This window comes from Sporosarcina psychrophila, from assembly GCF_001590685.1.
GTDB classification, from domain to species: Bacteria; Bacillota; Bacilli; order Bacillales_A; family Planococcaceae; genus Sporosarcina; species Sporosarcina psychrophila.
In genome coordinates this window covers 2,055,417-2,069,076 of the sequence record NZ_CP014616.1, presented here as the reverse complement: position 1 = coordinate 2,069,076, position 13,660 = coordinate 2,055,417, and the positions used below count along the sequence as shown (strand labels likewise).

Below are 13,660 nucleotides of genomic sequence, written 5' to 3'. Positions count from 1 at the left end.
CATTAAATACTGCTTCAGCGCTTAGGGGATGCCTTCGCTGGATCTATATACCGCATTTAATACTTCAACATATATAGTGAAATCTAGTAAATAGATAAAGATCATCGAATTTAGTTTACTTGACCTGTGTTTTAATGTCCAGCAGGAAATCTGATAACATTCTAAATATTCATTATAAATAGCGCGTTTTTTTTACGTAGTACAATCGATACATTCCTTTTCATTTTGTGCTATACTTTTCTTTATGAAATGTAAACGATTACTGAATTTCATAAAATGAAAATGAGGTGAATTAATGCCAACAATCCAAGAAGTAGCTGAGCAAGCTGGCGTTTCTGTTGCAACTGTTTCAAGAGTAATAAATAACCCTAGTATTGTTACTGAAAAGACTAGATTAAAGGTTCAAAATATTATAACTAAACTGAATTATGAACCTAGTGTACTTGGACGGAACCTACGAACATCCGAAAGTAGATTACTTCTTGCACTCATCCCAAGCATTTCAAATCCATTTTACACGGAGATTATAAATGGGATTGAAGATATTGCAATTAAACAAGGCTATAATATTCTTCTTTGCGCAACTGATTCCAGTCCAAATAGAGAAGATATTTACTTTAATCTACTTAAAAGTAGATTAGCTGACGGAATCATTTCAATGGATCCGACCGTTAATAAAGCTAAATTGCTTGAACTTGCTAGTAAATACCCCGTCGTCCAATGTAGTGAATATGATGAAGATGGCAGTATTTCATATGTGACGATTAATAATGAATTAGCCGCTTATCACGCAGTAAGATATTTAATTAAAATTGGGCATAAAAAAATCGCTCTCATCAATTCACATAAGAAGTATTTATATGCACGTGAACGCCGGCAAGGATTTGAGAAAGCTTTAAAGGAATTCGACTTGCCGATTAACCCAGATTGGATTTATAATACGGATAGTCTGGGATTTGAACAAGGACAGCTAGCAATGCGTCATCTTTTAACTGTAACCGAGAGACCAACCGCTGTCTTTGCCGTATCTGATATACTTGCTATCGGTGCTCTAAAGGAAATAAATACAAATGGATTTCATGTTCCAAATGATATTGCTCTCATTGGGTTTGATAAAATTAGTTTCTCTAACATGACCCATCCAACATTAACTACGATTTCACAACCAGGATATAAAATGGGGTCTACATCAGCGACTATGCTTATTGATAAAATTAAAGGTAAAGAAGTAAAAAGTGTTGTCTTAGATCACGAATTGGTTATTCGCGAATCAACATAATACAGAAATTACGCAAAAAGGTTGTAGAAGTATTGTTATACTTGCACAACCTTATTTCATGTCTATGCGTATTTACTAATTCTCTTTAACTCTTTTGCATTTTGTGCTGCACTTTCTACTGGGTCACCTGTAAAGTCTTCTTGTTCAATAACAAACCAATCCACTTTATGTTCTCTACCCGCTTCTATCAACCGGGAAATATCTAGTGTACCTGTGCCAACTTCAGTTGAAATAGGATCGCCATTAACATGCTTTAGATCTTTAATGTGTAATGAAACACAGCGATCTGCATATTTTTCTATTATTTCAACTGGACTGTTCCCTGCATGTGCAGCCCAAAAACAATCTAACTCCATTTTTACATATTGGGGATTTGTATTTTCATATAATAGGTCAAAACCGGATTTCCCATAAAATAATTCAAACTCAAATGCGTGATTATGATAACCAAATGAAAAACCTGCTTTAGCCAATTTTTCACCTAAGTTATTAAACAATTCAGCTGTTCGTCTATAGTCATCCTCCGTTGTACGCATATTCTCTGGTAGATATGGACAAATCAGTAGACGATTACCTATTCCCTCATGATAATTTAGTAAGCCATCAAGATCATCTTGTAATTCCTCAATTTGAACATGTGCACCTGCTGGCTTAATTCCTACTTCATCCATTTTAGCTTTTACATCTTTTGCAGTATGGTCAAAGAAACCTGCAAATTGAGCACCTTCATACCCCATACTTGCAACTTTCCCAAGTACACCAAGTAAATCCTGTTCAGCTGCTTCTTTAATTGAATACAATTGTAATCCTAACTTCACCAATACTTTTTCCTCCTTTAATTTCCGTCCACTCACTTAATTCATGTAACATGTGAATTGGCCCCTTGAATATGAAAAAAAGGGGAATGGCAAGAAAGTTTTTTATACACCTAGTTTATTAAAAAGTTTGCAGGCAATGTACTCCAATTGTTAACAAACTAATATTTCATTTCTTCTTACCAATCAATGTAACTAGCTATTTCAGTGCCGTAAAATAATATATTGAAAACTTTACTTAGAAATTTTTATAACTCAATCCGACGTCCTTCATCATGAGATTTCACTGCTGCCTCATTAATTAATGTTAAATTTATGACATCTTCTTTCGTAATCGTTGGCGTTTCCCCTGTTTTAATCGCATTAATCCACTGCACCATTGGCATTGGTAATGCCGGTAATACTTCTGTTAATTCTTGTGATTTTACATTGGCACTATTGATGTGGATTTTATCATCACTAATGCGTAACGTCCCTTCCGTTCCATATACCTCCAACTGGAACGGGCTGCCATTTGACACAAAACTTGTTTCAATAATGCCAAGAGCTCCCGACTCATAATCTACTAAAAGTACAGAATTATCATCTACAGTTGTACTGTTTGCTTTATGAAGACGTGCATAAACACCCGCTGCTTTTCCAGCTAAGCGATTCGTCAAATAGATTGGATGTGCGCCAAGGTCAATCATAGCTCCCCCACCAGCTTGTTCCTTATCAAAGAAACGTGCAGGCAACCATCCATTTTCCTGTCCTTCTGGAGCTACGCCACCGTTATGAGCGAAACGACAACGAACCATTGTAACTTTCCCTATCCAACCTTCATTGATTGATTTCTCAGCATACAGGAAGTTGTTATCAGTTAGTCTCGGTAAAGAAACCATTAGCTTGACGCCAGCTTCTTGAACAGCTGCATATATCTCTTCAGCGTCCTGAACCGTAAATGCTAAAACCTTTTCAGTGAAAATATGTTTTTTATGTTTCGCTGCAGCAATGATAACTTCTTTGTGCATATTTGTTGATGTATTTACGATGACTGCGTCAATATTTGGATTTGCTAAAACAGCTTGCAAATCTTGTTCAAACGGAACATTTAGCTCTCTTGCCCAGCCTTCTCCACGTTCGACTTCTTCATCCCAGACAACTTCAATCGACATGTTGTCGTTTTCTTTAACATTACCAGCATAGTCATCCGCGTGTACATGCCATCTACTTAATAAGGCTACTTTAATCATTTTCATCACTCACTTTTCTATATTTTATATTTAAGTCATAAGTACTCCATAACCTAAATGTACTCACTTCCAAATCTCGCCATTTTAATAAAAATACTTATTAGTCGAAATAAACAGCTTTACCAGTTTTAGCAGACTCATAAATTGCTTCTAGAATTTGCGTCACAACAAAAGCTTCTTCTGGTTTAACTGTTGGTTCTGTGTCATTAATAATACAGTCAATCCATAAACGCGCTTCAAGATCGGCATTACTTTCTGATGCGCCATCATAATAAGCAACACCACCAGCACCTAATTCTACATTTTTAGTATACAAGTTGCCCATATCTTCTCCATTAATACGCAGACCATTTTTCATATCTGCCCCACCTTTTGAACCACTTAGTGAACATTTAGCTTCATCAACATCAAGTGTATTTAATGCCCAACTTGCTTCTAAAGTAATTGTTGCACCGTTTTCCATTGTAATAAAGCCAAATGCAGAGTCTTCAACTTTGAATTTTTCAGGATCCCAAGGTCCCCAAGCATTTGCAGCATTTCCGTTTTTACCCAATACATGATAAACATTACCCATTACAGATTTCGGCTTATAATTATCCATCATCCATAGTGTTAGATCAAGTGCGTGTGTCCCAATATCAATTAGCGGACCGCCACCTTGCTTCTCCTCATCGAGGAACACTCCCCAAGTCGGCACAGCACGTCTACGAATTGCATGTGCTTTGGCAAAGTAAATGTCTCCTAGGTCGCCACGTCTTGTGATTTTATGCAAACTCTGACTATCAGGCCTAAAGCGATTGTCATAACCAATTGTGAGCTTTTTACCAGTACGTTTAGCGACCTCAAGCATTTCACGAGCTTCGGCAGATGTTTTTGCCATCGGTTTTTCACATAAAACGTGCTTCCCTGCTTCCATTGAAGCAATTGAAATTTCTGCATGAGAGATATTTGGAGTTAAAACATGAATAACATTAATTGATTCATCTTTTAATAATTCTTGATAATCCTCATAAACCTTAGCATTTTCAGTTCCATATTGTTTAGCTGCTTTTTCAGCCTTATCTAGTTCTATATCACAAAATGCAACAAGCTCAATGTTCTTTAGTTTACTTAAGCTTGGGAGGTGTTTGCCGTTTGCAATTCCCCCACAACCAACAATACCCAGTTTCAACTTTCCAACCATTCTAATCCCTCCTAAGTTATTATCATTTTTTTATTAAAAAGATTGTTTCTACCCAAAATAAACATGATATACGCTTAAAGATTAATGAAATGAAATGGATTACATTTCATTAAAAAAGATTGTTATGAAATCATTGAGTAACCAATTCATTAGTAGTCATTTGGAATTCCTCACACTTTCAATGTTATGTCATTACAAATGACATCGAAAAATTATTAATCACCTAAAATGATAACGATTACATTCCTTTCGAAAATACCTAGACTGAATTGCCTGCATTTTCATTCTACATGAAATAAATAGATTGTCAACTAGAGTAATTGAATACAAAATTCTTGTCTCACTCATTGTTGCGATATAGTTCCTCTCGATTTATTATCGGAAGTATGAATTGATGCGACACTAAAGTTACCTTCAATTCTACTAAAAATAGTTGTACTGTATAAATAGAAAACTCATACAGCACAACTTTCCATACTTTACACCTACCACATATCCGAAGGCTGGCCTTTAATCATTACAGATTGTAAATTTTTTACTGCAGGTGACAACCGACATTAACGGATCTTCATGTTCAATACTTACAACCTTCTCATAACCATAAGTTCATAAAGCACTCATCATATCGAACCATTCTTGGGTACTATGCGCCCACAGCCAACAGATCTAAATGTCCATGAGTGTGTTTGAACATCCCCGTATGGCTACATGTCTGTTAAATCATGCATATTCACATTGTCCTGGTCAATAAAAGTATATTTGGCATGGAAATGATGAATGCAATTTTCTTTCCCTAAAATCTTAATCGCCGCGACCGGTTCGATCCCTTGCCACCAGAGATGGCTTGGATCCAAATTGGTTCCAATAGCCGGTGATTATACTTAAGCTCATTATTTTTCAAATTAAAGATAATGAGCGCCATATTTGACAACATTTTTATTTCATTCTCTTTAATAGTTTTTCAAAACTCTATCGCTTTCCCAGTTTCCGCAGATTCATAAATAGCATTCACGATTTTCTGAATGATTAACCCTTGTTCTGGCGTACTTAATGGGGTCTTGTCTTCCAAACAGCACGCTACAAATTGATTGATTTCAAGTTGATGTCCATTTACTTCTGGTAGATAAGCAGGAGTACTATCGATTAATGTGTTGTATTTCTCTTGATAAATTTTCAAAGGGAAAATATCAGCTCCCCCTTTATTCCCCATCAAGGAAACCTGCATCGTCTCATCTTTTTCGACATTTGCAGCAAAAGCAGTTTCCAAAGTTAAGGTAGCTCCATTTTTAAATGTCACCATACCAACAGCCATATCTTCTACTGTATAGTTTTCAAAGTCCCACTCACCAAACAGCCCTACTCCTTTTTTATGGCCAATTTGTTGATGGATTTTCCCCAATACAACTTCAGGCTCTGGATAGCCCATGAGATAGAGCGCGGTATCTAGCATATGAACGCCAATATCGATTAGCGGACCACCGCCTTGTAATTCCTTATTCGTAAATACCCCCCCACCCGGAATACCTCTCCTACGGATAGCATGAATGCGTGCTGAGTAAATATCGCCCATTTCTCCAGCATCAATAAACGATTTTGCGATTTCTACTTCAGGTCGATAGCGATAATGGAAACCGTACGTTAAAATTTTCCCTGAATCGCTAGCCGCTTTTACCATCAATTGTGCTTCTTCCACAGTCATTGCCGGTGGTTTTTCACACAACACATGACAACCTGCCTCAAGCGCAGCAATCGTGGCTTCTGCATGAAATTTATTAGGCACGCAAACGCTTATCGCATCTAATTCTACGTTCTTAAGCATTTCTTTATAGGAAGTAAAGACATGAGGAATTGTAAATTGTTCTGCAACTTGTTGTGCACGTTCCTCTACAACATCAGCAATAGCGACTATTTCCACCTTATACCCGCTGTTCAAATAATTAGGGATGTGTACACCACTTGCAATTCCCCCAGCACCAATGATTCCAACTCTCAATACACTCATTCATAACACTCTTTTCGTTTTGGATTGTCTATAAGTTGTTGTTGATCATTCAATACAGGTCTACTATATGAATACATGCATTAATTTACTCGTCAAAAAAATTGCGCTGCATGAAAATCTACCTCATACAACGCAACTTTTTTCCGTTTGTTACACCCACCACATATCAGTAGGCTGATCTTTTATCATTACAGATTTCAAATTCGTCACTGCACGTGAAAGCCCTTCATCAACTGACATTAACGGATCCTCATGTTCAATACTCACAACATAATCATAGCCATATGTGCGTAATGCACTCATCATATCCGACCAATCTTGGATACTATGCCCACATCCGACAGATCTAAATGTCCACGCGCGAGATTGCACATCTCCGTAGGGTTGCATATCTGTTAAGCCATGCATGTTCACATTGTCCTGGTCAATAAAAGTATCTTTGGCATGGAAATGATGAATGGCATTTTCTTTCCCTAAAATTTTAATAGCCGCAACCGGATCGATCCCTTGCCACCAGAGATGGCTTGGATCCAAATTGGCTCCAATGGCCGGTGAAGTTGCTTCTCTTAATTTCAACAGGGTATAAGGTGTATGTACTGAAAACCCACCATGAAGCTCAATCCCTATTTTTACACCGTGATCTTCCGCAAATTTCCCTTGTTCTTTCCAGTAAGGAATGAGTTTTTGCTCCCATTGCCAGTTATAAATATCCGAGTACTCTGTTGGCCATGGAGATATCGGCCAGTTTGAATGTTTTGAGCCCTCATGTGATCCCGGCGTTCCTGAGAATGTATTGACAACGGGCACATTTAATAACTGTGCTAGTTTAACCGTTTTCACGAATGTGTCATGAGCGTTTTGTGCGACTTGTTTATTTGGAGAAACTGGATTGTCGTGACAGCTGAACGCACTAATCGTTAATCCGCGGGACTGAATTTTATCAAGATACGCCTTCCGTTTATCCTCACTTGCAAGTAGCTCATCTACATTACAATGGGCATCCCCTGGATTTCCACCCGTTCCAATTTCTATTGCTTGTAAACCTGCATCTTTTACATAGTCTAGCATCTCTTCAAATGGCATTTGTGAAAATAAAACTGCAAATACGCCTAGTTTCATGAATCGTACCTCCAATGGTTAGTCAAATTTTGGTAAATCGTTTTGTTTCCATTGATTCCAAAGCAGCCAGAATTACCTCTAATGACTTCATACCTTCCTCGCCATTAATGAGTGGTTCAGTATCTTGCACAATCGAGTCCACAAAATGTTCGATGATGTGTGTTGTTGTTTGACCACCTTCGGCATTAGACTGAATTCCACCTAATTCATAGTTAACGACTTCACCATTTTTATACTGAACAATTAACGAATAGTTTGGATCATCTTCTAGACGTAATGTAGCATGTTCACCATAGATAATCGTGGAATTATCTTCTTTTGCCGTATAAGCCCAACTAGCTGCAAGTGTTCCAATCACACCGCTTTCAGATTTCAAAATACAAACGGCATTATCATCAACATCTGTATTTTCTTTCGCACTTGTTTCAATAAAACCAGCTACTTCGACAAATTCTTCACCAAGTAAGTAGCGAAGCAAATCAGCTTTATGTACGCCAAGATCCCCCATCGCACCAATAAAGGCTTGCTCTTTATTGAAGAACCAACTGTCTTTACCGTCAACACTCCATCCTTCAGGCCCGCCATGTCCAAATGCAGTTCTGAAGCTATAGATTTTACCTACCTCACCTTTTGCAATTAAATCTCGGGCCTTAGCATGCGATGCTACAAAGCGTTGATTATGCGCGATCATTAATTTTTTATTATTATTTTTTGCAGCTTCAATCATTTCCGTAGCTTCAACTCTCGATGTTGCCATCGGTTTTTCGCATAAGACATGACAGCCCGCTTGTAAAGCAGCAATGGAAACAGGAGCATGTAAATAGTTTGGTAAACAAACACTCACTGCATCCGGCTTTTCCACTTCAAATAACTTTTCATAGCTAGTATAAGCTTTTGCTCCATATTGTAGTGCAATCTCTTGTGCTCTTTCTTCGATAATGTCACAGACTGCGACAATTTCTACTCCGGAATGGCTATTAAATTCTCCTAAATGTCTATTTTTAGCAATACTTCCACATCCAATAACAGCAACTCTTAATTTTGTCATTTGTTTCACTCCTCTTGTGTCAATTGTTATGATTAGTAATTTTCTCTAACGGTTTAGCATTGCCATAGATTGGCGTTGGTGTGTTCGAATTGGCAGCCCATTTTGCTGCATTACGAATCACCTGTTGCACATCTTTATTGTAGTATGTAGGATATGTTTCATGTCCTGGTCGGAAATAGAAGATCTTCCCTTTGCCACGCTTAAATGCTGCGCCACTTCTAAATATTTCCCCACCTTCAAACCAACTAACAAAGACTAGCTCATCAGGTGCTGGGATATCAAAATGCTCCCCATACATCTCTTCTTTTTCAAGTTCGATATACTCCCCGATGCCTTCTGTAATGGGATGGCTCGGATCAACAACCCATAATCGTTCTTTCTCATCTGCTTCGCGCCATTTAAGATCACAAGTCGTTCCCATCAACGTCTTGAATATCTTAGAAAAATGAGCCGAATGCAAAACAATTAAGCCCATACCTTCCAATACACGCTTCTTAACTCTTTCTACTACCTCATCTTGTACTTCATCATGCGCAAGATGACCCCACCAGACGAGTACATCTGTATCATTCAAAATCTCTTGCGTTAAACCATGCTCTGGTTCATCGAGTGTTGCTGCTTTTACATGATGAGCGTCCTGTTGTAAGAAATCTGCAATTGCTCCGTGTATTCCTTTTGGATAAATACCCGAAACAACTGGATTTTTTTGTTCATGACGATTTTCATTCCATACGACGATATTCATAAATAGTTCCTCCTTCAAATAGTCTGTTGCACGAATTTAAGCAACCGGTTGCATTTATATATAAAATTACGTATTCTCCTTATTTACAAAGCTGAACACGAATTTCTTTCCACAATAACAGTTGGTATGATGACACTTTTTCTAAACATTTGCGGATCTTTCACCAGTTCGATTAAACAGTTTGCCGATTCATACCCTAATTGAAATATTTGTGTATCCACAGTTGTTAATGGTGGATTGGCTACTTTTGATATCACTGAATTATTAAAAACAATCATACTCATATCGTCTGGTACTTTAATGTTTTTCTCACTCAAAGCAGTCAACACAATTAACGCATTTAAGTCATCTGAGACAACTAATGCAGTAGGCGGTTCAGCTAAGCCCATTAATTCAGTGATAACTTGTTTCCCATGATGAGGATCGAATTGAATATTTTTGATATAGCCCTCTGATACAGCCAACCCCTGCGCTTTTACCGCTTGAATGAAGCCATTTAACCTGGCTTCACTTACTTCAAACTGATCATCTTCACCAATAAATGCGATCTTTTTATGTCCAAGGTTTAGTAAAAAATCAGTAGCTTCTTTCGCTGCTTGGACGTTGTCATTATCTACAAACATGATCTTACTGGATTGAATTAGAGGTTTGCCTATAACGACGAATGGGATACCAGATTCTATTAAATAAGGAACGACTTTATCATCTTTTTTTGAGTATAAAACGATCATGCCATCCACTCTTTTTCCGCGCACCATTTTAACAGTATCAGTAAAGATTTCCTCCTCAGATTCCCCTGTAGTTAAACTGATACTAAAGTCATGCTTACTGCACAAGGCGCTGATACCCCGAATAACTTCTGGGAAAAAGGAGCTATGCATAAACTCTGACGTAGAGTTTTTCATAATAATACCGATTGTCTTCGTTGATTGTGTAGCAAGCATTTGCGCATTATAGTTTAAATGGTAACCCATTTCATCCATAACTTTTTGGACTTTTCGTTTCGTTTTCTCACTAATGAGGGGGCTATCTGAAATTACACGTGAAACCGTAGATGGGGCTACATTTGCTTGAGCCGCAACATCTTTGATCGTTACTGACATAACCTTCATCCTTTATAGTTTTATTTAACGGCACCTTCTGATACCCCTTCGATAATTTGCTTTTGCGCAAAGAAATAACCGATAATAACTGGAATCACGGCGATTGTTAACCCTGCTAATGCTAAATGCCATTGTTTTGTGTATTGACCAAAGAATAGGAACATTTTTATAGGAATTGTCGCACTCGAGTCCGATAATATCAGAGATGGTAATAAGTAATCATTCCAAATCCAAATCACATTTAATATTCCTACTGTAACTGAAATAGGCTTAAGTAATGGGAATATGATCTTCCAAAACACTTGAAATCTATTCGCTCCATCGATAATGGCAGCCTCATCCATTGAACTTGATATTCCAGTCATTGCACCATGATATAAAAATATAGATAAACTAGAACCAAATCCTAAGTACATAAAGATAAGGCCTGGACGATTCAACATATCCGCTTGTCCAAATAATGAGACAAGTGGAATCATAACTGATTGAAATGGAATTAACATAGCAGCAACAAAAACTAAGAAAATAATGCCACTAAGCTTACTCTTATTCCGTGCCAATGCATATCCCGCCATAGATGAGAAAATAATGATAATTCCTACACCTGAAACAGTAATTAGTATAGAGTTCAAAAGGGCACTCATAAAATCTAAATCAATAAAAGCCTTCACAAAGTTATCCATCGTATATTCTTTAGGTAATCCGAGTACATCCGTGAAAATTTCCCGCTTTGTTTTAAATGCATTAACAATCATTAAGTAAAAAGGTGAGAGCCATAATAAAGCAAGCAATAGGCCAAAAAATTCTATAATATATAAATTACGTTTACTTTGCTTCATTACAAATCCACCTCTCTTTTTTTATTAAAGTAAACTTGCGTGACGGCAACAGCGGCTATAATCAGGAAGAAAATAACGGCTTGCGTCTGGGCATAGGCCATTTTGTTTTCAGTAAAAGCTGCTTTAACAATACTCATCGCAACCATTTGCGTGGAGTTATAAGGTCCGCCATTAGTCAACGACAGGTTTTGGTCATAGATCTGAAATGAACTAGACAGTGTTAAAAACATACTAACCGTAAATGCAGGTGCTACTAGTGGAAAAGTGATTTTCCAAAAACGCTGATAGCTAGATGCTCCATCAATTTCTGCCGCTTCAATCAAATCTTTTGGTATGTTTTCCAAGTAAGCAATATAAATAATCATAATGTACCCAGCCATTTGCCAAGATGTCAAAATGACTAGTCCCCAAAAGCCAGTTGCGGTCGTAGACAACCAACCTGTTAAGGCCTCAATTCCCAGCAAATCTCCTAATCTTCCAAAAACACTTATGAAAACAAACTGCCAAATGAATCCTAAAATGAGCCCACCAATTAAGTTTGGCATAAAGAAAACAGTTCGCATAAAACTACTCGTTTTCATTTTCCGTGTCACTAGCAAAGCTAGACCTAGTCCTAAAAAGTTAAGGAGTATGACGGAAGTTACTGCAAATTTAGTCGTAAACCATATCGCTGCTCTGAATTCTGCATCTTTAAATAAAGTGATATAATTCTTAAAGCCGACGAAGTCAGTTACTACCATACCATTCCAATTTGTAAAGGAGTAAATAACACCATAAATAAATGGGATAATAATCACAATACCTAAACTCAAAATCACTGGCATTAGAAATAACCAAAATGATAAATCACGGTTACGCATTACTTGCACCCCCAATATGTAGTACAGCTAACAAAAATTTGCATGAATTTTTGTTAGCTGTATTTTTCTGTAGATCAAATCATTTTCGTTCTTCTTCCCATTTAACTTGTACTTCATTAATCATTTCATCCCAAGCGATACCACCACTTAAATACTTTTGCATGCTCGCTCCAAGTACATTTTCACTCCAGCCCGTTGGAGCCCCCTGGAACACCCATCCTTGTATAGTGTTCCCCTTGGAAGCATATTCATAAATTGTTTGAGATAGAGGATCTGCTATTTTAGATGAATCATAATCTTTATACGCAGGAATAAATTTAAAGTCTTCTAATACAGCATTTTTACCAGTCTCAGATGTATACATCCAATTCAAGAAATCTTTACTTGCTTGAACTACTTTTTCATCACTATTACTATTTACAGCCCAATACATCGGAACTCCGGCTGGAATATGACCTTCCAATCCTTCAACAGGAACTGGAATAATACCGATGTTATTTTCAGCTAATTCTGGATCCATATCATAAATCGAGTTATAAACCCAGTTACCTTGTTGAATGATAGCAACTTTTTCTAAAGAAAATAATTGTTCTACTTGTTGGGAGTAATCTAAGCTGAGAACAGGTTGAACAGAATATTTATTCTCCAGGTCAAGATGCCTTTTCAATTCATCACTTTTTTCAAATGCTATCGTCTTACCATTAAAAGCCTCTATAGCATCATTATTGAATTCTGGTGCAAAGAAGATGTTTGCTAAATGGTTTCCAATTACCCATTTTTCTTTAGCTGCAAGTGCAAATACAGCGTCGATGCCTAGTTTCTTCTTTTGGCTGTCCAATGACTCAACCGCATTCTCTAAATCGTCAAAAGTAATAATTTCATCTGGATTAATTCCAGCCTCTTTAAAAATTTTTTTATTATAAATTAAGCCATAGCCTTCTTGATTAAACGGCAATCCCAGAACTTCATCACCATTTCGCACAGTGTCTAGTGTACCTTCAAGGGCAATTTTTGCTGCATCTGTATCGGATACGTCTGCTAAATAGTCTTTATACTCTTCAACAGCAGATGGCCCACCTACATTAAAAATATCTGGTTCTTCACCTGAAGAAAATGCCGTTTTTAAAGATGCGCCATAATCATTTCCCCCACCGACAGTTTTAACATTAATCTTTACATCAGGATTTTCTTTTTCATATACTTCTACAAGATTTTCAAATTGATCTTTAATTTCTACTTTAAATTGAAAAATATCAACTGTTACCTGATCCCCAGATGCATTGTCTTTTCCTTCGCCTTCCGAACCTGAGCATCCGACTAATGCAAGACTAGAAATTAGAAATACGGAAACTAAACCCCAAAAACGCTTCTTTTTTCTCAATATAATCTCCCCTTTTTTGTTTTCCTCCAATGAAAGCGGTTGCACAATTTAATT

The 13,660-nt window shown here is 37.2% G+C and carries 12 protein-coding genes and 1 pseudogene; 1 reads left to right on the top strand and 12 read right to left on the bottom strand.

The window, feature by feature from the left end; genetic code table 11:
* Positions 1-295: 295 nt before the first annotated feature.
* Positions 296-1,279 carry a LacI family DNA-binding transcriptional regulator gene (locus AZE41_RS09840; protein ID WP_067208676.1) on the top strand — a complete coding sequence of 328 codons (984 nt, stop codon included), beginning with the start codon at positions 296-298 and terminating at the stop codon, positions 1,277-1,279.
* Positions 1,280-1,341: 62 nt separating this feature from the next.
* Here AZE41_RS09840 and AZE41_RS09835 read toward each other — a convergent pair whose 3' ends face one another.
* From AZE41_RS09835 to AZE41_RS09785, 12 genes and pseudogenes are all read right to left on the bottom strand, one after another.
* Positions 1,342-2,097, bottom strand: coding sequence for a sugar phosphate isomerase/epimerase family protein (locus AZE41_RS09835; RefSeq protein ID WP_231885830.1), 756 nt, complete (start codon positions 2,095-2,097; stop codon positions 1,342-1,344).
* Between the two features lie 245 nt (positions 2,098-2,342).
* Positions 2,343-3,326, bottom strand: a complete 984-nt coding sequence (locus tag AZE41_RS09830) for a Gfo/Idh/MocA family protein (protein WP_067208670.1) — start codon at positions 3,324-3,326, stop codon at positions 2,343-2,345.
* Positions 3,327-3,426: 100 nt separating this feature from the next.
* Positions 3,427-4,509: a Gfo/Idh/MocA family protein gene (locus AZE41_RS09825; protein WP_067208668.1), complete on the bottom strand. Its 1,083-nt coding sequence runs from the start codon at positions 4,507-4,509 to the stop codon at positions 3,427-3,429.
* Positions 4,510-4,994: 485 nt separating this feature from the next.
* Positions 4,995-5,378, bottom strand: a pseudogene (locus AZE41_RS22140) (sugar phosphate isomerase/epimerase family protein); the annotation flags it as partial.
* A gap of 92 nt (positions 5,379-5,470) precedes the next feature.
* On the bottom strand, positions 5,471-6,511 hold the full coding sequence (locus AZE41_RS09820; protein WP_067208666.1) for a Gfo/Idh/MocA family protein: 1,041 nt from the start codon (positions 6,509-6,511) through the stop codon (positions 5,471-5,473).
* Positions 6,512-6,661: 150 nt separating this feature from the next.
* Positions 6,662-7,630 carry a sugar phosphate isomerase/epimerase family protein gene (locus tag AZE41_RS09815; protein WP_067208664.1) on the bottom strand — a complete coding sequence of 323 codons (969 nt, stop codon included), beginning with the start codon at positions 7,628-7,630 and terminating at the stop codon, positions 6,662-6,664.
* 22 nt (positions 7,631-7,652) lie between these two features.
* Positions 7,653-8,678 carry a Gfo/Idh/MocA family protein gene (locus tag AZE41_RS09810; RefSeq protein ID WP_067208662.1) on the bottom strand — a complete coding sequence of 342 codons (1,026 nt, stop codon included), beginning with the start codon at positions 8,676-8,678 and terminating at the stop codon, positions 7,653-7,655.
* A 19-nt stretch (positions 8,679-8,697) separates the two neighbouring features.
* Positions 8,698-9,423, bottom strand: a complete 726-nt coding sequence (locus AZE41_RS09805) for a ThuA domain-containing protein (RefSeq protein ID WP_067208660.1) — start codon at positions 9,421-9,423, stop codon at positions 8,698-8,700.
* 83 nt (positions 9,424-9,506) lie between these two features.
* Positions 9,507-10,526, bottom strand: coding sequence for a LacI family DNA-binding transcriptional regulator (locus AZE41_RS09800; protein ID WP_067208657.1), 1,020 nt, complete (start codon positions 10,524-10,526; stop codon positions 9,507-9,509).
* 20 nt (positions 10,527-10,546) lie between these two features.
* Entirely contained in the window at positions 10,547-11,365 is an 819-nt protein-coding gene (locus tag AZE41_RS09795; RefSeq protein WP_067208654.1) for a carbohydrate ABC transporter permease, read from the bottom strand.
* Positions 11,365-12,225, bottom strand: a complete 861-nt coding sequence (locus tag AZE41_RS09790; RefSeq protein ID WP_067208651.1) for a carbohydrate ABC transporter permease — start codon at positions 12,223-12,225, stop codon at positions 11,365-11,367. The genes AZE41_RS09795 and AZE41_RS09790 overlap by 1 nt, the downstream gene beginning before the upstream one ends.
* 79 nt (positions 12,226-12,304) lie before the next feature.
* Entirely contained in the window at positions 12,305-13,606 is a 1,302-nt protein-coding gene (locus AZE41_RS09785; protein ID WP_067208648.1) for an ABC transporter substrate-binding protein, read from the bottom strand.
* Positions 13,607-13,660 lie beyond the last annotated feature (54 nt).

What these genes read in the sequence shown, in the direction of transcription:
- AZE41_RS09840 (WP_067208676.1), top strand. Translation starts at nt 296, where the DNA reads ATGCCAACAATCCAAGAAGTAGCTGAGCAAGCTGGCGTTTCTGTTGCA.
- AZE41_RS09830 (WP_067208670.1), bottom strand. Translation starts at nt 3,326, where the DNA reads ATGATTAAAGTAGCCTTATTAAGTAGATGGCATGTACACGCGGATGAC.
- AZE41_RS09825 (WP_067208668.1), bottom strand. Translation starts at nt 4,509, where the DNA reads ATGGTTGGAAAGTTGAAACTGGGTATTGTTGGTTGTGGGGGAATTGCA.
- AZE41_RS09820 (WP_067208666.1), bottom strand. Translation starts at nt 6,511, where the DNA reads ATGAGTGTATTGAGAGTTGGAATCATTGGTGCTGGGGGAATTGCAAGT.
- AZE41_RS09815 (WP_067208664.1), bottom strand. Translation starts at nt 7,630, where the DNA reads ATGAAACTAGGCGTATTTGCAGTTTTATTTTCACAAATGCCATTTGAA.
- AZE41_RS09810 (WP_067208662.1), bottom strand. Translation starts at nt 8,678, where the DNA reads ATGACAAAATTAAGAGTTGCTGTTATTGGATGTGGAAGTATTGCTAAA.
- AZE41_RS09805 (WP_067208660.1), bottom strand. Translation starts at nt 9,423, where the DNA reads ATGAATATCGTCGTATGGAATGAAAATCGTCATGAACAAAAAAATCCA.
- AZE41_RS09800 (WP_067208657.1), bottom strand. Translation starts at nt 10,526, where the DNA reads ATGTCAGTAACGATCAAAGATGTTGCGGCTCAAGCAAATGTAGCCCCA.
- AZE41_RS09795 (WP_067208654.1), bottom strand. Translation starts at nt 11,365, where the DNA reads ATGAAGCAAAGTAAACGTAATTTATATATTATAGAATTTTTTGGCCTA.
- AZE41_RS09790 (WP_067208651.1), bottom strand. Translation starts at nt 12,225, where the DNA reads ATGCGTAACCGTGATTTATCATTTTGGTTATTTCTAATGCCAGTGATT.